Here is an 18,153-nt window from a genome sequence, read left to right as displayed (position 1 = left end):
TCTTGTATTTGTTTTGCATTGTATTTCAAACAGATAGACCAGCATGGTTCTGTCACAAAGTTTGAGTAGGTTAGCCGCTCACGGCCCCAGGGAGTACGTGTCGAAATGAATGCAGCAAGTGAGCCGGCTTCGCCCCCATCAGCGGTGAATCACGAGTCCCTCCAGCGCGTGGCGCAGTGGTTGAAACACCATGGAGCAAACCGGGTCAGGAAGGCCGATCAGCATCGCTCGTTACTGGCGCGTTATCCGGCAGGCCTGCTGAGCGAGGCAGAGCTGGAAGCGCTGCTGGGTGATGGCAGCCGCTAGAGGGTTCGGCAACAACAATGAAAAGGGCGGCATTGCCTGAACAATGCCGCCCTTTTTTTATTGCCTGGTGTTTAGAAGCTGTAGGTGCCGGTCACGATCAGGCTGCGCGGGTCGCCAAACTGGATCTGCGCGGCGCTGGTGGCCGAGCTGTAGTAGGTTTTGTCGGTAATGTTGTTGAGCGCCGCGCGCAGGTCCCAGTCCTTGGTACGAAAGCCTGCCAGCGCGTCCCAACGGCCATAGCCGGGCAGCACGGCGGTGTTCTGGTTGTCGGCATAGCGCTCGCCGACCAGGGTCAGGCCGGTTTCGCCGTACCAGCCCATTTCCGGTTTCCAGGTAACGAACAGGCTGGCGTTGCGCTTGGCAACGTTGCTCACGCGGTTGCCTTCCTGGCCGTTGTTGTCCTCGACGATGGTTGCATCCTGGATACCGATACCGCCGCGTACGTACCAGTTGCCAACGATGTTGCCGGTGGCGGTCAGCTCGACGCCGCGTGAGCGCTGCAGGCCGCTGAGCAAGGTGATGCCCGGGTTGTTCGGGTCGCTGGTGCGGCGGTTGTAGAGCTCCAGCTCATAAACCGCCAGGGTGGTGCTCAGGCGTTCGTCGAACCAGTCGCTCTTGACCCCGACTTCTTTCTGCCGGGTCTGTTCCGGGCTGGTTTCGTTGGTATTGCCGGCCGCACCCGGGGTAATGCCGATCAGGCCGCCGCCGACTGGCGAGAAGGTCTTGCTCCAGGAGGCATAGAAGGAGTGTTCCTTCCACGGCGAATAGACCACGCCCAGACGCGGGCTGGTGCTGTTGCTGTCCTGCTTCTCGGAGATACCGCGGACCTTGTTGGTGGTTTGCACTTCGAACTGGTCGAAACGCACCCCGGCCAGCACTTGCCACTGATCATTCAGGCGCAGTTGGTCCTGAAGGTACAGGCCGCGGCTGTCGACCACGGTGTGGTTGTTGCTGGAGACCACCATGGTGCCGTTGTGCTGCAGGTTACGGTTGGGGTTGTTCAGGTCCAGGCCCGGCACCGGGCGAGCGCCTGCGCCGGAAGTCGCTGCAGTGTAGAGGATCGGATCGCGGCGCTGGTTACCGAACTCAAGGCCGGTGAGCAGGGTGTGCTGCAGGCCGAAGGTGTCGAAATTGCCTTCCAGTTCCAGGTTGTTGAACAGGTTGCGGGTGTTCAGGTCCTGCTGCCAGCGCTGGCGGGTAACCTGGTTGGTGGTGGCGTTGTAGCCGGTCAGGTAAGTGTTGTCGAAATCGCTGTTGAGCTTGAACAGGCCCAGGGTGTGGCGCACTTGCCAGGTGTCGTTGAGCTGGTAGTTCAGGCGCGAGCGCAGCGATTGCGCCTTGTCGTCGATGAAGTCGCGCTGGGTATCGCCGTAGGTGGTGTCGCGACCAACGTCGGCCGGGCGGCCGTTGACGCTGGGGATGCCGCGATCGGGGGTACGGTTGTAGCGGCTGTACTCGTATTGCACCAGCCAGTTCAGCTGCGGGGTCAGCTGCCAGCTCATCGAGGGTGCGAACAGCTGGCGGCTGCCGTCGATGCCGTCGCGGAAACTGTTGTTGTCCTGGTTGCCCATGTTCAGGCGCAGGCTGATGTTGTCGCTCGGGTCGGCGCTGAGGTCGGCATACAGGCTGCGCAGGTCCTCGCTGCCGCCCTGGGCCTCGATGCTGGAACGGCGGCCGGCTTCCGGCATCTTGCTCACCCGGTTGACGATCCCGCCCTGGCTGCCACGGCCATAGAGCACCGCGGCAGGGCCCTTGAGCACCTCGACCCGCTCGATATTGTGCAGGTCGCGCACGTATTGGCTGTCGTCGCGGATACCGTCGAGGTAGAAGTCGTTGCTGGCATCGAAGCCACGGATGCGCACGCTGTCAAAGCGCGTATCGGCGCCGCTGCTGACGTTGGGGATGCCGCTCAGGGCTTTGCCAAGGTCGTTGCTGCCGTAATCCAGCACGTTGCTGGTCTTCACCGAATCGATAGCCTGCGGCACGTAGCGGGCGGGCGTGGCGGTACGGGTTGCGGTGCTGACTTCACGTACCCGCGGGTCATCGCGTTCACGGTCAGACTCGGCGGTAACCGAGACTTCGGGCAACGTGGTGGTGGCAGCAGTGACCAACCCTGAGCTGAAAAACAGCGACAGGCCCAGGGTCAGGGGAGAGAGGCGGCAAGGGGCAAGCATGACGGACATCCGGGCATTTATTAGAGTGAAGAAATTTTGCGCGAATGATAATGCTTGACATTTACTAACGTTAATTGTTTCTGGCTCTATCGACGAGCTGTTTGTTTCAAAATATTTCTGTCTATCAGCCTTTAGTTTTAGCGGTGAATTTGTACTGTTTTTCGCAACAAAGCTGTAACCCGTGCAGCGTTTTTCGCAACCTTCATCCGGCCTAACCTGACGTCATCATTTTTTCAGGAGGCGCCCATGCCGGTACAAACCACCCTTCACTATGTGTTCGATCCGCTGTGCGGCTGGTGCTACGGCGCCGAGCCGTTGATCAATGCGGCCAGCGGGCTGATGCCGGTTGTGCTGCACGGTGGCGGGATGATGGCCGGAGCCAATCGCCAGAAGGTCTCGGCGCAGTTGCGCGACTTCGTCATGCCCCATGACCGGCGTATTGCCGAGTACACCGGGCAGCCCTTTGGCCAGGACTACTTCGAGGGCCTGTTGCGTGACAACGACGCCGTCTTCGATTCACAGCCACCCATAGCCGCGATCCTGGCAGCAGAGCAGCTCGCCGGGCGTGGCCTGGAGTTGCTGGCGCGCTTGCAGCGTGCGCACTACGTGGAAGGCCGGCGGATTGCCGATGATGGCGTGCTCAAGGCCATCGCCGCCGAGATGGGCCTGCCTGCACCCGACTTTGCCAGTGCATTGCGCGATGTGGATACCCAGAGCCATATGCGCACCAGTCGTACGTTCATGGCCAGCGTCGGTGGCCAGGGCTATCCAACCCTGGTGCTGGAACGCGAAGGGCGGCTGCAGGTCATCGACATCGGTCCTTTCCTCGGCAAGCCTGAGGCCTTCGTGCATTGGCTGGACAGGGAGTTCTATCTGAGCGCGGAGAAAGATGCCGCAAACGCGGCGTTCTGTGCCGCGGATGGCTGCGATCTGTAAGCAGAAACACTTACTTTTCACGAATTTTTGACATGCTGATCCGCACACGGATAGGATTCGGTCAACGCCTGTAGGCCCATCGGCCAAGAGTCCAGAAAAAAGGCCCGCTGCGAACACTCGCAGGCGGGCTTTTTATTTTCAGACCCGTGAGCGTCAACCCACGCAGGGGGCGTGGTTTTTGGCGTTTGGTCGCAGAGCGTCTTTGACTAAGTAATAAGGAAAATAAAATGTTGAAAACCAGGATCAGTCTGGTCGCGCTGGGGCTTATGGCCGCGACTCAGGCTATGGCCAATGACCAGGCCGAGGCCAAGGGCTTCGTAGAAGACAGCAAAGCCAGCGTTCTGCTGCGCAATGCCTTCATCAATCGTGACAAGAAGCACCATACCAACGACCAGAGCGAGTGGGGCCAGGCCTTCATCGGCAAGTTCTCCTCCGGCTACACCCAGGGCACCGTTGGTGTCGGTGTCGACGCCTTCGGCCTGTACGCAGTGCGTCTGGACGGTGGTAAAGGCCGCAACGGCGGTGGCGGTATCGACTTCTTCAAGCCGGCGGACGGCGACTCGCCGACCAACCAGCAGAACTCCCCGCACAACCTGGCCCGTGGTGGCGCAGCAATCAAGTTCCGCATCTCCAACACTGTACTGAAGTACGGTGACCAGATGCCTGAGCTGCCAGTGCTGCAGTACGACGATGGTCGCCTGCTGCCAGAAAGCTACACCGGTACCCTGATCACCTCCAAGGAGATCAAGGGCCTGGAACTGAACGCCGGTCGTTTCACCCAGGAAGCCCGTAAAAGTGCTGAAGGCCGTGACAGCGGTGGCCTGAAGTCGATCAACGTATTCGGCGGCAGCTACAAGTTCAGCGAAAACCTCTCGGCTTCGCTGTACACCTCCGACGTCGAAGACGTGCTGAAGAAGCACTACCTGGGCGTGAACTACGTTCACCCGATCGCCGACGACCAGTCGCTGACCCTGGACTTCAACGGCTACAAGTCGGACATCGACAAGAAGTACGTCGCTGCCGCCGACCTGACCGGTGACTCCAACACCATCTGGAGCCTGGCGGCTACCTACGCCTTCGGCCCGCACTCGATTACCATCGCCCACCAGCGCAGCACTGGCGACACCGGTTATCAGTACGGCTTCTACCAGAACGCCGGTGGCGTGGGTGACGGTGGTTCGACCATCTACCTGGCCAACTCCTACTGGTCCGACTTCAACGCTGAAGACGAGCGTTCCTGGCAGCTGGGCTACGGCCTGGACTTCGGCGCCTTCGGCGTACCGGGCCTGACCTACAAAGTGGCCTACGTGCGTGGTGACAACATCAACACCCACGGCTTCGGCGAAGGTAAAGAGCGCGAAATCTTCAACCAGTTCAAGTACGTGGTTCAGGAAGGCCCGGCCAAGGACCTGTCCGTCAAACTGCGTAGCTCGTTCCTGCGTACCTCCGAAAGCGTTCGTCAGAACGGCTACAACGACGACGGCAACGAAGTTCGCGTGTTCGTCGAGTACCCGATCAGCATCCTCTGATAGCTGTCTGGTGTCTCCAGCAACCCCGGCCTAGGCCGGGGTTGTTTGTTTTCGCCGCACAGCAGGTTTGATCGCCTGCACCTCGCCGCTCTCCGGCTCGAAGCTGTCGCTGCGGGCCATGCGCCACATCCGTGCATAGAATTCACTGTCGATCGAGCCGCTGAGCAACTCACCGGGCTTGAGGAACACATGCAACTGCGAAAACAGGCGGATCTCGCTGGCGCTGATGCGCCGAACCAGGTGCTTGGGCTTGAGCTCGGCCGGATGGTCCAGGCCGGCAGCAGCCAGCATTTCGGCCAGGGCATGCAGGGTGTTGCGATGGAAGCTGTAAACCCTGTCGGCCTTTTCCGGCACCACCAGGGCGCGTTGGCGTAACGGATCCTGGGTCGCCACGCCGGTCGGGCATTTGTTGGTGTGGCAGCTTTGCGACTGGATGCAGCCGATGGCAAACATGAAGCCGCGGGCCGAGTTGACCCAGTCGGCGCCAATGGCCAGCACGCTGGCAATGTCGAAGGCGCTGACGATCTTGCCGCCGGCACCAATGCGAATCTTGTCGCGCAGGTTCAGGCCCACCAGGGTGTTGTGCACGAACATCAGCCCTTCGCGCATCGGCACGCCGATGTTGTCGCTGAACTCCCGTGGCGCGGCGCCGGTGCCGCCTTCCTTGCCGTCGACGACAATGAAGTCCGGGACGATGCCGGTAGCCAGCATGGCCTTGGCGATACCCATGAATTCCCACGGGTGGCCAAGGCAGAACTTGAAGCCCACCGGTTTACCGCCAGACAGCTCGCGCAACTGGCCAATGAACTGCAGCAGTTGCACGGGGCTACGGAAGGCGCTGTGCGCCGCCGGTGAGATGCAGTCCTGGCCCATCAGCACGCCACGGGTGGCGGCGATTTCGGCGCTGACCTTGTGCCCAGGCAGGATCCCGCCGTGGCCGGGTTTGGCGCCCTGGCTGAGCTTGACCTCGATCATTTTCACCTGTGGGTCGCCGGCCTGTTCGGCGAAACGCTGCGGATCGAAACGACCCTCCGGGGTGCGGCAGCCAAAATAGCCGCTGCCGATTTCCCAGATCAGGTCGCCACCGTGCTCGCGGTGATGGGGGCTGATGCTGCCTTCGCCGGTGTCATGGGCGAAGCGGCCACGTTTTGCGCCCTTGTTCAGCGCGGCAATGGCATTTGCACTGAGTGCCCCAAAGCTCATCGCCGAGATATTGAAGATCGACGCCGAGTAAGGCTGGCGGCACTGCGGGCCGCCGATGTTGATGCGAAATGAGGCAGGGTCGGGGGTTTCGACTGGCAGCATGGAATGGCTGATGAACTCGAAGCCTGGCCGGTAGACATCGTTGAGCGTACCAAAGGCCTTCTCGGCGCTCTCGTTCTTGGCCCGTGCATACACCAGCGAGCGCTGAGCCCGGGAGAACGGCAGCTTGTCATCGTCGCCTTCCAGCAAGTACTGGCGGATCTCCGGGCGGATGGTTTCGATCAGGTAGCGAATGTTGCCCAGGATCGGGTAGTTGCGCCGCACCGCGTGGTGGCTCTGGCGCAGGTCATTGAGGCCGACCAGGCTGAGCAGGGCGCTGATCAGGGTGAACGGCCACAACCAGGAATGGGCAGAAACAAACGGCAGGCTGGCAAAACTGAAAACGAGACAGCCGACAAGGCAGGCGTAGCGGCTGGGAAGCGAGGCTTTCATGGATCTTCCGCTGATATGAGAGATCCTTCCTAGGATAGGCAAAGCGTCCGGCCAGAAAACCAGTGGTTTCGGTAAAACACTTTTATCCCGGGCGTGCTTGCCAGAGGGCCGTGCTCATGCGCAGGGTGTGGTTGCCCGGGCAAGTATTTGCAGAAACGCCTCGGCTGCCCGCGAGCGCCGCTGGCGGTGGCTGATGGCGAGCAGGTCGATGCTGGCGGCTGCTTCGTTCAGGGGCCGGTAGCACACGCCGCGCTGGTTCAGGGCACGGGTGCAGGCAGGCACCAGGGCAATGCCCTGGCCGGCGGCTACCAGGGCAATGATCGAAGTGATCTGCCGTCCGCGCGGGCCCCGCAGCAAGGGCAATTGGCAATGCTGGAACAAGCGCTCGATGGCATCGTTGAGCCCGGTGCCTTGCTCGTCGGTGTACAGCACCACAGGATGCGCTTGCAGCTGGGTGAGGCTGATGGTGTCTAGTGCCGCCAGCGGATCGTTCGTGGCCAGTGCCACCAGCAGCGGCTCCTGGTCGAGTGGCTGGACGTGCAGCTCCGTGAACTCCTGGGGTGGCAACAGCCGACTGAGGCCGATTTCCAGGGTGCCTTCGACGATGTTGCGCCATTGCGCGCTGGAGGCTTCTTCAACCAGGGTCAGGCGAACCTGCGGGTAGGCGTGGGAAAACTGCTGGATTGCCTGGGTGAAGTGGTCACTCAAGGCCACCGAGCTGGCATAGCCGATGCTCAACTGCCCGGCTGTGCCGGCGGCCAGCTTGGCGGCGAAGCTTTCGCTGCGTGTCAGTTGCTCCAGTACCCCGCGGGCGTAAGGCAGGAACTGCTGGCCTTCGCCGGTCAGACTGACTGCACGGCTGCTGCGCTCGAACAGGCGAAAACCCAGCTGGCTTTCCAGGGCCGAGATCTGCCGGGTCAGTGCCGGTTGCGCCAGGTGCAGGCGCTGCGCGGCGCGGCCGAAATGCAGGTCGTCGGCGACGGCAATGAAATAGCGCAGCTTTCGCACATCGAGCATGTTGCACCTTGAGGTATCAATCGGTCGGAAATCGGTATTGGCCAGTGCCAATGACCGCACCTTATAAACAATACTCGTCACTGTAACGAGTTTTCCCATGCAATCGCGCCTGTCTGCCGCACGAATCGCGATGTTCCTCTGCGGATGCGCCGCGTTTCTGCCGCTCTACGCTACCCAGGGCATCCTCGCCGAGCTGGCGCAGAGCTTCGCCGTGGATGCGCGGCACGTCAGCTGGAGCATCACCGCCACGACCCTGGCCGTGGCCCTGGTCGCGCCCTTCGTCGGCGTGCTGACCCGGCGCTGGAGCCAGAAGACCGTGCTGGTGGCGGCAACCCTGTTGCTCAGCGTGCCGGGCTTGATGCTGGCAGGGGCCAGTGACCTGAACAGCCTGCTGTTCTGGCGCTTTGTCCAGGGCATGCTGATCCCGGTGATCTTCGCCACCAGCGTGGCTTACGTCGGCGAGCGCTGGCAGGGGGCGAAAGTCACCGAAGTTACCAGCCTGTACGTCGCCGGGACCATTCTCGGCGGTTTCGCCGGGCGTTTTCTGACCGGGGTCATGACCCAATACCTGGGCTGGCGCGAAGCGTTCATCCTGCTGGCGTTGCTGACCGTGCTGATCGGACTGAGCATTCACCGGCTGCTGCCCAGCGGCGCGCGCCTGATCGAAATCACCATCGCCAACAGTCGTATCAGCATGCTGCGCAACCGACCGTTGCTGGCGGCCTATCTGGTTGGTTTCTGTGTGCTGTTTTCGCAGATCGCCACCTTCACCTATGTCGGCCTGCACCTGCTGGCCGCGCCGTTCAACCTTGGCGTTGCCGCGCTGGGTTCGGTTTATGCGGTGTTTTTGCTGGCGCTGGTGGTCACGCCGATTGCCGGCAAGCTGGCCAGCGCCAGGCCGCCGGCGCACTTGGTGGTATTCGCCGGGGTACTGGGGCTGCTGGGCTCGATGCTGACCTTGCTCAGCAGCCTGTGGTGGATCGTGCTGGGGCTGGCGCTCAGTTCCACCGGCGTGTTCCTGGCCCAGGCGGCGGCCAATGCCTTTGTTACGTCCACTGCCAGGCACAACAAGGCCGGCGCGGTGGGCTGCTATCTGACGTTCTATTACCTGGGCGGCAGCGTCGGTGCGCTGTTGCCGGCGCTGCTGTGGCAGCGCTGGGGCTGGTCAGGCTGTGTGCCGCTGATCATGGCCGCGCAGTTGCTGGTGATGCTGATCGCCTGGTTCGGCTGGCAGCCCACCGATTCCACCGACAAGAACGCGTTCAAAGAAACCGCTGACCCCTCCATTACAAGGACGTAAATACGCCAATGAACACCGTGATAGCCCTGCACAGCAAGCTGCTTTCGATCGTCGAGCCGGTCCTCAATGACATGCCGGCCAGCACCCTCAAGCACGCGTTGTTCGAAGCCTTCTGGGCGGTAGAAGAAGAGCTGATGGAGATTGAAAAGGCCTTTGCCCTGTTGACTGAGCGCAAGCATTCACCGGCAGTGCTGCGCAAGTTCTTCGCCAGCTGGTCGAAAACCAACAACTCCGCGGCCAGTGTCTCGGGCCTTGCCAACCGCCTGACCCTGCTGGCCCGCTCCGACGCCGGCTCCATGGCTGCCGACCAGCTGTATCGGGCCTGCGGCAGCCTGCAGCGGATCACCGATGAAGACCTCGGGGCCCTGGGCAATACCCTGCACGCCGATTTGTTCTACAACATGGCGACGCCCCTCTGCGGTGATGATCAGTGGATGCTCAAGGCCAACTGCCTGCCTTCGGCCCAGTCCTTCAAGGACTGGACCGATCGCCAGCGCCTGCGCGAGCGCGACCTGCTGCAAGGCCTGCTGACCACCCTGGTGCATGAGGTTTATACCCACGGCGAGGTCGAGTTCATCCATCCGTTGTTCAAGCAGTGGTTCGTCCGTGACATGGGCATACCGGCAGAGCGCGCGCGGGCAACGGTGGCCTGGGTCACCGTGCACACTGGCGGCACCGAGAGCAATCACTTTGCCCACGCGGTGGCGGCGGTCGAGCAGTTTGTCGAAGCCATGCAGATCAATATCGACCAGGCGGCGGCGCGAGAGATTTTCGAGCACTACCTGCGGTTGAAGGCTGGCGTGATGAAGGAATGCGCCGAGTTGTTGCACTGACCGCTGGATAGGCTGCGCGCAGGCACAGTTCGCTGCCGCAACCTTGTCCATCTGCTTGCTGGCCGCAGCGCTGCGCAGGCTTTACTGGTCCGGGGCGATGGCAAACATTAACTGGTCGGCTTCCAGGTAAACGATTGCCTCGCGGCCGATGACATCCACCGGGCGAGCGGCAACTGCCTCATGCTCGGGGACGATCTTCTCCAGGCGCTTGGTCACCAGGTCAACCCTCCAGATGCAGGCGAAGCCGCCGTTGTTGTCGAAGTACAGGACTGGCCGGGTCGGGCTCCAGGTCGGGTTGACCAGGCTCCAGCCGCCGGCATCCTTGTCCATCACCCGGTCGTAGGGGTTGCTGTCGCCGGTAAGGTGCGGGTAATAGATCAGCAGGCCGGAGTTATCGTGGTTGAGGTCGCCGCTGATCTGCGCCTTGGCGAAACGCTTGCTGTTGGACTCGGCCGCGTACAGTTGCGTTGAAGGCTGCGGCGTGGCCTTGGAACCCAGTGTGTAGGCCATGCTTTGCTGCGCCTCGCCGCTCATTTTCTGCCGGTAGTAGAACACCCCGTCAATGATCCCGGCATAGCGCCGGCCCTGATCGTTGGCGGTGATACTGTTCCAGCCATCAAAGCGCACATTGCGCGCGAACGGGTGCAGGCCAGGGCGTGCGTCGGAGTATTCGTAGAGGGTGCCGATCGGGCGGCTGTCATAGATATTGCCGGGGTTGCTGCCTTCGTCATCCTGCTTTTCGGCAACGAACAGCACCACGTTCAGCACGCCATCGAGGGTGGCAACGTCCACCAGATAGGCAAAACTGTCTTCGCTCATGTCGGCAACGGTGGCCAGGGGAAAGCGCTGCCACGGCTCATCCTCGACCTGGGTATAACGCTGGTCGCGGGGCAGGGGCTGCAGGCTTTTGGGATCAACCTGGGAGAGTGCCGGTACTGGCGTCAGCAGTTTGATCTGCTGGTCGTAGGCGACTTCCAGGCAGGCGGCAGTCTCGCAGCGGTTACGCACCTCGCGCAGCCAGAAGTTTTCCAGCTCGCGGAAGATCTTGCGGTCCTTGAGCGGCTTGTAGCGCTCGTTTAGCGTGTCGTCCTTGGCCGACAGCGACGGTGTGGTGCAGATCGCGGTTTCCAGCAGGGTGCTGGCCTTGCTGCAGTCAAAGCCTGCGGCAAGGGTCGCGGGGCTGTGCAGGCAGGCAGCGAACAGGGCAGCAGGAAGCAAGCGCGCGGCGGCTTTCATCGGACATCCATGTGAGGTTGAGCAGGGTGCGGATGATACGTCAGCAAGGGCCATTGCGGAATCTGCCGCAGTAATGTGCCTGGGGTTCATTGGCCGTTGAGTTGTGCGCTCAGGTAGCAATGCAGCTGCTCTGCAATGATCTCTGCGTGTGCAGATTTGACGATCAGGTTAAAAAAATAATATTGCTCGAACAGAGGCTCGATATCGATCTGAGGCACAAGGTAGAACGCAACATAACTTGTGTAGATCGCTTTCACTGCTTCGGAAATTTCTTCGAGGTCCCCTGACAGATTGGTAATGTCGTAGAAAACATTCTTGTACGTTTCATTGATGTCGCTGATCTCTATGTAGGGCGCCTGCTGCCGCTCGCACTGTTCCCAGTGGCTCTTCTGATTTTTGCTGTTTCGATGGGTGTAGTTCATCTTCAGTCCTTTATCTTGAAGTCAGTGACGTGGGTCATTTTCCCTTTAGGATCGAGCTTGGCCATGTAGTGGACGTTGACCCCGTTTACTTTACGCTCCATTTTTGACCAGCCCTTGCCTTTGAAGTGAGGGTCTCCGATCTGGTCGGGCTTGATGATCTCTATCCCGTTTTCCGGATGTTTCTTGACATGATCCAGAGCGAACTCTTCGTTGCGGTTCCGGGGTCTGGTGCGCCCCGTTGATTTGCTTTTTACCCGTCGGGGTTTTCGGAAGCTGCATTTCTTCTTCCAACCCAGCGGGTCGATCCAACCGAGCGGATTCGGTGCGTATTGATAAAGGTTGATGCCCCCCAGCAGGCCGATGGGATCGGGCGTGGTGAAGCGTCCGATATCAGGATCATAGAAGCGAAACGTGTTGTAGTGCAGTCCGCTTTCACGATCCAGGTACTGCCCTTGGAACCTGAGATTCTGCTCTTCGAGGTAATATCCTTCGCGGGTTTCCTGCAGGGTGTTGCCCCATACCAGATAGCTCGCCTGCCAGAGAACGTCACCCTTGAATTCGGTCAATTGCTCTGGCAAGCCGTTAAGGTCGTTGTGGTAGTAGCGCACGTGTTGTTGTGCGCCAGCGCCGTCGACCCGCGCCAGAGGCTCATGGCTGTCCTGATCATAGAGATAGAGACTGGTTCGGCCATGCTGCTGCTCCAGCAAAAGGCGCAGTCCATCCCAGGTAAAACGGGTCTTTTCCAGCAGATTGCCAGCATCGTCGTGCTGGCTTTTTTCGACGCGTCGACCCAATGGGTCATAGCGCATGTTCAGCACCCGTTCTCGGCCGCCGATATGGCTGCGGACCTGGATCAAGCGGTGTTCTGCGTCGTAGCTGAACCGTTGCACGCCGTGGCGGCTGCTACGTTTTTCGATCATCCGACCAAAGGCGTCGTAGCGATACCGCTTGTCTTGGTAAGAAAGCAAACGATTATGGCGGACAAGGCCCTTTCCGAGCTCTGAACCGTCGAGCAGATTAGCCGCGGCATCATAGGCAAAGACTTCGCTCTGGCCCTGACCTGTGTTCTGGCTGGCCATGATGCGAGCGCTGGCATCGTAATGCAGCAGTTGCTGGTGCTGGCCTGCAAGATCCTGATTGAAACGACCGATCAAATTGTCGGCAGGATCGAAGTCAAAGCGTTGTTGAACGGGCGCTGGTAGCTGTGGCGGCTGCTGGAGTGAACGACGCAGCCGGGAGCGCAGGCGGCCGCTACGGTCGTACTCGCTGCGGGTGCAGAGCTGTCCCTGGGAGCGAAACACTTCTCGATGCAGGCGGTCGCGCTCGAAGTCACAGATCACCTGGCCATCGAGATTGAGCTGGTGCAGATGGCCACTGCCATAGTAAAGACGATTTAGCCAGCGGCCGTCGCCCAGTCGGGTCTGGGTCAAGTTGCCAAGTTCATCGTAGTAGTGCTGCAGTAAGCCGGCCTGACTGCAGTCCTCAACAAGCTGTCCGAGTTCGTCATAGCCGAATTCCAATTGTTCGCTGTTGCCGCTGGTATCGGTGAAACAGATGGCGATCAGGTGATCAAGTGCGTCGTAGCTGTACTCGGTTAATCCATCGTCAGTGCGTTTTTGGATTACCCGGCCGGCTGCATCCAATTGGTAGTGGTGACAGATCGGTTTGAGTGTCGGCTCGTTGTCATCGGGCGCCGGGACATACGTCTGAGCCGTAACGTTGTTCAGCGCATCATAGTGATAACAGCGGGTGCTTGAATCCAGATACTGTTGCTGGGTCAAGCGATCTCCTTGATCCCAGGCGAAGCGATAACGCTCACCATTTTCGTTGGTCAGCGTGAGCAAACGGCCGTAGGCGTCATAGCCGTACTGAACTTTGCGCCCGTGCGGATCGATGCGCAGGTGCAGCTGACCGCGACGGGTATAGAGGAACTGGGTGGTGTGCCCGGCCGGGTCGGTATGGGTACTGAGCTGACCGTTGCAGTGATACTGGTAAAGGTCGCTGCGCCCATCCGGTAACCGTCGCAGTTGCAAGCGGCCTCGTGCGTCGTATTCATATTCGGTACGTTCGCCGAGGGCGTCGGTGACAGATTGTAGATGGCCACGACGGTCATAGTTCATACGGGTGGGATAGCCCGAACAGTCAACCTGCTCACTGAGCAGGCCGTAATCATTCCAGCGCAAGTGTTGGCGCTTGCCTGTAGCGTCGATCACCTCTACCACTTGGCCTCGTTCGTCGTAGCGATAGCGAGTTATGTTGCCTTGTGGGTCGGTTTCACTGCTGCAGTTGCCGCGCTGATCGTAGCGATAGCTTCGCCGATTGCCTGCGTAGTCGGTCTCTACTCGGGGTAGAGACCAATGCTCCAGCCATAGGGTTGACTCGCTGCGCCCGAGTGGGTCGATGCTTTCGCACAGGTTGCCGGACTCATCGTACAGGTATTGCCATTGCCCACCTTGCGGGTCGGTGGCAGCGAGCAACTGGCGCTCGTCGTTCCACTCGAAGCACCAGGTGTGGCCGAGGGCGTCGGTGTATTGGGTGATCTGGTACTGCGGGTTCCAGTGGCGGCTGCTGACCCGTTGCAGGCTGTCGGTGATCCGGGTGATGCCGGCCTCGATGTCGTAGTCGAAACGATACTCGTCGCCATCATCGGTCCAGTGCCGAGCGACGCGCCAGTCGTCGGCAGCGCGAGTCCATTCGTAGAAGCAGCGCAGGCCGCTGGGCAACTGGTGCTCGACCATGCGTCGGCCCTGGTCGTAGCTGAAGCTGCGTTGCAACTGGCCATTGGCGTCGCGCACCTGGGCCAGGTCGCCGTTGTCGTCATAACCATAACTGACCAGCAGTTCGGATGCGCCGTCGCTATACAGGCGCTCGAGAGAACTGATCCGCCCTGGCCATTGAGTGCTGTAATGCAGTTGTACCTGGATCAAGTCGAAGGTATCGCGCAGCCCGGTCAAACGACCACTGGCGTCGTAATCAAGATAGATGCGGTTATCGTTGCGGTCACCCAATTGCGCCAGGCGCAGGTGCAGTGGGTCGTTCGGAGTCGGCTGGAACAGGCGATACAATCCGTCGGTACGCTCGATCAGCAGTTCACCGTTGTGCTCGCGGCGTACACTCAGGCCTTCACCTGCGCTGAAGACGGCATCGCCCCGGGGTATGTGGCCCATGTCGATAATACGCGCCTGATCGTCGGTAAACAGCACTCGCTCGCCGCCTTGCGGGTGTAGTTCGATCCTGACAAATACCTCGTAATCGACGCTCCAGCCCGCACCGAAAAGGCCATCGTGGCGGGTGTCACGGCTGCTGTAGAAGCGCTGCCACTCCAGCGGGATCAAGCCGGGCAAGCTGAAGTCCAGATCATCGTCGTCAGCAAGAACCTTGGCCCCGGTGGGGCTATGAACCGGATGCGCAGAGCCGGCTACAGCGGATGTCAACGCACCTGCTACCTGCTCGGTCAGGTAGGTAGCAACGCCGCCAATTACCATACAGCCCAGTTCGCTGTAGAACTTGCCGCCACGCCCGCGCAGCAGCATCAAAGCGGTTATCGCCAGGCCGATGCCCGGGGTCTTGCCACTGCGAATCTCGCGGACCACGATCGAGCCGCCGCCAATGCGCACGTTACTGGAGATCAGCCCGGCGTCGACGATCACCGCCTCGCAGGTGCTGCGATCGCCGCTGCGGCAAGCCGGATGGCCGTTGATGGTGACCTTGCTCGAACCTTCGGCCAGGTACTGCGGCGGCATTGGCGGGTGCTTGCTGCAGAGGATCTTGTCGTCGTCGGCAGGCTCGGTGTTTGGTGCGGGGCTGGCGACCGTGGGCCGCCACATCTGCGAGAAAAAGCCCTTGGCCATGTCGAGGAAGCTTTCTTCTTCCTCTTCGGCAGGTGGCTGGGCGGCATCACTGCCAGCGGGCGCCGCCGCGGCGACGATGACGCCAGCAGCGCGGGCGGCCGGTTTGCCATTGGTGTGGGTGTTCTTCGAGCCAGTGAGGATGTTGGCCTGCACCGAAGGCGGGAACAGAAAATTGCCGATACCCTCGCATAAACTGCTTAAACCCTTGTCGGCCCCGGTCTTGCTCATGGCCACGCCGACCACGATACCGACCACCGCGCCGAGCACGAAGCAGCCGAGGCCGCCGGTGACCACGGTAAGCCCAAGCGCCGCAGTCACCGCCGCGGTGGCCAACATGCCAATGGCGACGTTGGCGGCCACTTCCAGCACACCGCCGACGATGTCGGCCATCATCGAGGTGTGCATCAGCGCATCGCCCTGGCGGGCGGCCCAAAGAGCGTCAGACATGCAAGGTGCTCATCAGGCCAGGGTGTCGAAGTTCAGTGATTGCTTGATCGCTGCCCAGTGCGCAGCCTCGGCATCACCCAGCGGTTGGGCTTTGACGTAACTCAGGGCGAACATCTTGCGCGTGCCGGGCAGTACCAGGGCCAGTTGGTACTGGAAGACCTTTTCGTTGCCCTTGCTGAACTGGCTGCGCAGCTCGATGCCTTCCACCGTCTGCTCGGCGCCCAGGCGCACGGCCTGGCCCGGCTGGAAGCGCAGGTCCTTGACCTGTTGTTGCAGGCGCTCGAGCTGGCCGTCGAAGTTGCTTTGCAGGGTTTCGCCGTCGGCCAGCAAGCTGCGGCTGATGATCAGCGAGGTGCCGAGCTTGGCAAAGCGCAGGATGTTGATGCTGGTGTCCTGCATTTCGGCATCGGGCAGGGCGAGCTGGAATTCGTTGAGGCGATAAGTCATGACGCACAAATCTCTTTATTGGCTGGCTTTGGGCTTGGGGAAGATCGCTTCCACGGCGCCATCGATGGTGCCTTTGACGCCTTGCCCGTCCGCAGTGGCGCCGGGGGCGCCGCCGATGTTCAGGTCCAGGGTGCCGCCGGTGTTGAACTGGGCATTGCCTTCGGCGTTGAAGTTGAACTGCACGCCGGTGAGGTTGATCTGGCCGCTGGCGTTGAGTTCGAGCACGCTCTTGCCGCACACCAGGCGCAGGTTTTCGCCAACCTCGATCAGGTAGCTGCGGCTGATGCTGTCGGTCTTGGTCGAGCCCACCAGCAAAATGTCATCGCGCTTGACCGCGCGAATGCGGTCTTCGCCGATGGTCGCCACTTCGCTGAAGTCCACCACCTTGTTGCGGTTGTGGCCCACCCAGTGGCTCTCGTCGTTCTCGACTTCGATGTCCTGGTTGCGCTCGGCGTGGATGTACAGCTGCTCGGCGCCCTTCTTGTCCTCCATGCGGATTTCGTTGAAGTTCGCCGGCGTGCCGCCTTTGCTCGAACGGCTTTTCATCCCGCTCTGGGTCGCATTGGCCGGCAGGTCGTAGGGCACCGTCTGCTCGGCGTTGTAGACCCGGCCGGTGATGATCGGCCGGTCGGGGTCGCCTTCAAGAAAGCTGACGATCACTTCCTGACCGATCCGCGGGATCTGCATCGAACCCCAGTTCTTGCCGGCCCAGGCCTGGGACACGCGAATCCAGCACGAGCTGTTCTCGTTGGACTGGTCATGGCGGTCCCAGTAGAAGTGCACCTTGACCCGGCCATACTGGTCGGTCCAGATCTCTTCCCCGGCCGGGCCAACCACGATGGCGGTCTGCGGGCCCTTGACCTGCGGGCGCAGGGTGCTGGCCAGGGGGCGGAAGCTCTGCTGCGCATCGATGCAGCTGAGGTTGCTTTCGAACTGTGCATTGCCGCCGCCGGCGCCGGTTTCCAGGCGCTCCTGGACGATGTAATAGCGGGCACCGACGATCAGGTATTCGCGATTCTGGTCCTGGCGGCTGAAGCCGCTCATGCTGAACAGGTTGCCTGCCGCCAGGCCGCGGGCATTGCCGCGCAGTTCGATGCGTTCATGCAGGCTTTGCAGCGCTTCGATACGGGTACGGGCGTAATGCTCGCCGTCCTCACTCTGCACATAGGTGCCGGGGTAGTCGTACAGCGGGTAGTCGCCGGCGCTGTGCGGGCGCGGCATTTGCGAGCGCACGTCGATGCGCGCGCTGGGGCGCTGGAAGTCGTAGTCGTTAAGCTCCAGCGAGCCGGACTGCACCTCCTGGGCCAGGTGCCAGTCGTTGAGGTGGTCACGCTCGCGGTGCTGACCATCAGGTGGAAAGTACGGCACCGACTCGTAGCCCGGCACCACCTGGTGGGCGCCATAGGCATCGGCCAGCACCAGCACGTGGCGGTCCTTTTCGTGGCGGAAGTAGTAGTAGATACCTTCCTGTTCCATCAAGCGGCTGACGAAGTCGAAGCTGGTCTCGCGGTACTGCACGCAGTACTCCCACTCGCGATAGGGGCGGCTCAAGCTGTCTTCGAAGTCGGAAAACCCCAGGTCGCGAAATACCTGCTTGATGATCTGCGGGATGCTCTGGTTCTGGAAAATGCGGCAATCGGAGGTCTTGCTCAGCAGCCACAGCCAAGGCCGCAGGGTTACGCGGTAACTGGCGAACTGGCCGCGGTCGATGCTCTGGCTGCAGCGCGAAACAATGCCGTGAAAATACCGCGAGCGGCCCAGCTCCAGTTGCAGGCTGAGGCTCATGGGCTTGCCGAGCAACTGGTTGAGGTCGATGGCTGAGTTGTCCGAGGTCAGTTGCAACTCGTAGTCGAACAGCCGCCCCAGCTCTTCGCCGCCGCCCATTTCCGCCAGGATCAGCGCATCCGGGCCCAGCGGGCTGTTGATCTGCGCCAGTCGGGTGAATTGCTTGAATAGCATC

The 18,153-nt window shown here is 61.0% G+C and carries 13 protein-coding genes; 5 read left to right on the top strand and 8 right to left on the bottom strand.

Annotation, left to right across the window (positions count from 1 at the left end):
* Positions 1–105 precede the first annotated feature (105 nt).
* Positions 106–306: a hypothetical protein gene (locus tag LOY34_RS25760; RefSeq protein ID WP_230090911.1), complete on the top strand. Its 201-nt coding sequence runs from the start codon at positions 106–108 to the stop codon at positions 304–306.
* Positions 307–377: 71 nt separating this feature from the next.
* Here the strand turns inward: LOY34_RS25760 and LOY34_RS25755 are convergent, their stop codons facing one another.
* Positions 378–2,480: a TonB-dependent siderophore receptor gene (locus LOY34_RS25755; RefSeq protein ID WP_045201187.1), complete on the bottom strand. Its 2,103-nt coding sequence runs from the start codon at positions 2,478–2,480 to the stop codon at positions 378–380.
* A gap of 246 nt (positions 2,481–2,726) precedes the next feature.
* Between LOY34_RS25755 and LOY34_RS25750 the strand changes: the two genes are divergently transcribed.
* Entirely contained in the window at positions 2,727–3,416 is a 690-nt protein-coding gene (locus LOY34_RS25750; protein ID WP_195885251.1) for a DsbA family protein, read from the top strand.
* Between the two features lie 227 nt (positions 3,417–3,643).
* Positions 3,644–4,945, top strand: coding sequence for an OprD family porin (locus tag LOY34_RS25745; RefSeq protein WP_045201189.1), 1,302 nt, complete (start codon positions 3,644–3,646; stop codon positions 4,943–4,945).
* A gap of 30 nt (positions 4,946–4,975) precedes the next feature.
* On the opposite strand, the gene LOY34_RS25740 is transcribed toward LOY34_RS25745, so the two are convergent.
* On the bottom strand, positions 4,976–6,640 hold the full coding sequence (locus LOY34_RS25740; protein WP_093378458.1) for an FMN-binding glutamate synthase family protein: 1,665 nt from the start codon (positions 6,638–6,640) through the stop codon (positions 4,976–4,978).
* Between the two features lie 114 nt (positions 6,641–6,754).
* The gene (locus LOY34_RS25735; protein WP_093378461.1) at positions 6,755–7,657 is read right to left on the bottom strand and encodes a LysR family transcriptional regulator; all 903 of its coding nucleotides are present in this window, start codon (positions 7,655–7,657) and stop codon (positions 6,755–6,757) included.
* A gap of 97 nt (positions 7,658–7,754) precedes the next feature.
* Here LOY34_RS25735 and LOY34_RS25730 point away from each other — a divergent pair, with 97 nt between their 5' ends.
* Together LOY34_RS25730 and LOY34_RS25725 are read left to right on the top strand one after the other, a co-directional pair.
* Positions 7,755–8,957 carry an MFS transporter gene (locus LOY34_RS25730; protein WP_045201192.1) on the top strand — a complete coding sequence of 401 codons (1,203 nt, stop codon included), beginning with the start codon at positions 7,755–7,757 and terminating at the stop codon, positions 8,955–8,957.
* 8 nt (positions 8,958–8,965) lie between these two features.
* Positions 8,966–9,790, top strand: coding sequence for a hypothetical protein (locus LOY34_RS25725; RefSeq protein WP_045201193.1), 825 nt, complete (start codon positions 8,966–8,968; stop codon positions 9,788–9,790).
* Positions 9,791–9,871: 81 nt separating this feature from the next.
* Here the strand turns inward: LOY34_RS25725 and LOY34_RS25720 are convergent, their stop codons facing one another.
* The 5 genes from LOY34_RS25720 to LOY34_RS25700 all read right to left on the bottom strand — a co-directional run bounded on the left by LOY34_RS25720 (position 9,872) and on the right by LOY34_RS25700 (position 18,152).
* On the bottom strand, positions 9,872–11,026 hold the full coding sequence (locus LOY34_RS25720; RefSeq protein WP_045201195.1) for a lysozyme inhibitor LprI family protein: 1,155 nt from the start codon (positions 11,024–11,026) through the stop codon (positions 9,872–9,874).
* An 86-nt stretch (positions 11,027–11,112) separates the two neighbouring features.
* Complete coding sequence (locus LOY34_RS25715; RefSeq protein WP_093378468.1) at positions 11,113–11,448, bottom strand: hypothetical protein; 336 nt, start codon at positions 11,446–11,448, stop codon at positions 11,113–11,115.
* 2 nt (positions 11,449–11,450) lie between these two features.
* Positions 11,451–15,746: an RHS repeat-associated core domain-containing protein gene (locus LOY34_RS25710; protein WP_230090910.1), complete on the bottom strand. Its 4,296-nt coding sequence runs from the start codon at positions 15,744–15,746 to the stop codon at positions 11,451–11,453.
* Positions 15,747–15,758: 12 nt separating this feature from the next.
* Entirely contained in the window at positions 15,759–16,193 is a 435-nt protein-coding gene (locus LOY34_RS25705) for a DcrB-related protein (protein ID WP_195885250.1), read from the bottom strand.
* 15 nt (positions 16,194–16,208) lie between these two features.
* Positions 16,209–18,152, bottom strand: coding sequence for a type VI secretion system tip protein VgrG (locus tag LOY34_RS25700; RefSeq protein ID WP_195885249.1), 1,944 nt, complete (start codon positions 18,150–18,152; stop codon positions 16,209–16,211).
* Between the last annotated feature and the right edge of the window lies 1 nt (position 18,153).

Source organism: Pseudomonas sp. B21-009, from assembly GCF_024749345.1.
GTDB lineage: Bacteria > Pseudomonadota > Gammaproteobacteria > Pseudomonadales > Pseudomonadaceae > Aquipseudomonas.
The sequence above is the reverse complement of the archived record's forward strand: the minus strand, read 5'-3'. Positions and strand labels throughout refer to the sequence as shown.

Excerpts from the sequence above, each read along its gene's own strand:
- LOY34_RS25740 (WP_093378458.1), bottom strand. The coding sequence starts at position 6,640 with ATGAAAGCCTCGCTTCCCAGCCGCTACGCCTGCCTTGTCGGCTGTCTC.
- LOY34_RS25750 (WP_195885251.1), top strand. The coding sequence starts at position 2,727 with ATGCCGGTACAAACCACCCTTCACTATGTGTTCGATCCGCTGTGCGGC.
- LOY34_RS25730 (WP_045201192.1), top strand. The coding sequence starts at position 7,755 with ATGCAATCGCGCCTGTCTGCCGCACGAATCGCGATGTTCCTCTGCGGA.
- LOY34_RS25725 (WP_045201193.1), top strand. The coding sequence starts at position 8,966 with ATGAACACCGTGATAGCCCTGCACAGCAAGCTGCTTTCGATCGTCGAG.
- LOY34_RS25760 (WP_230090911.1), top strand. The coding sequence starts at position 106 with ATGAATGCAGCAAGTGAGCCGGCTTCGCCCCCATCAGCGGTGAATCAC.
- LOY34_RS25720 (WP_045201195.1), bottom strand. The coding sequence starts at position 11,026 with ATGAAAGCCGCCGCGCGCTTGCTTCCTGCTGCCCTGTTCGCTGCCTGC.
- LOY34_RS25705 (WP_195885250.1), bottom strand. The coding sequence starts at position 16,193 with ATGACTTATCGCCTCAACGAATTCCAGCTCGCCCTGCCCGATGCCGAA.
- LOY34_RS25710 (WP_230090910.1), bottom strand. The coding sequence starts at position 15,746 with ATGTCTGACGCTCTTTGGGCCGCCCGCCAGGGCGATGCGCTGATGCAC.
- LOY34_RS25715 (WP_093378468.1), bottom strand. The coding sequence starts at position 11,448 with ATGAACTACACCCATCGAAACAGCAAAAATCAGAAGAGCCACTGGGAA.
- LOY34_RS25700 (WP_195885249.1), bottom strand. The coding sequence starts at position 18,152 with ATGCTATTCAAGCAATTCACCCGACTGGCGCAGATCAACAGCCCGCTG.
- LOY34_RS25745 (WP_045201189.1), top strand. The coding sequence starts at position 3,644 with ATGTTGAAAACCAGGATCAGTCTGGTCGCGCTGGGGCTTATGGCCGCG.
- LOY34_RS25755 (WP_045201187.1), bottom strand. The coding sequence starts at position 2,480 with ATGCTTGCCCCTTGCCGCCTCTCTCCCCTGACCCTGGGCCTGTCGCTG.
- LOY34_RS25735 (WP_093378461.1), bottom strand. The coding sequence starts at position 7,657 with ATGCTCGATGTGCGAAAGCTGCGCTATTTCATTGCCGTCGCCGACGAC.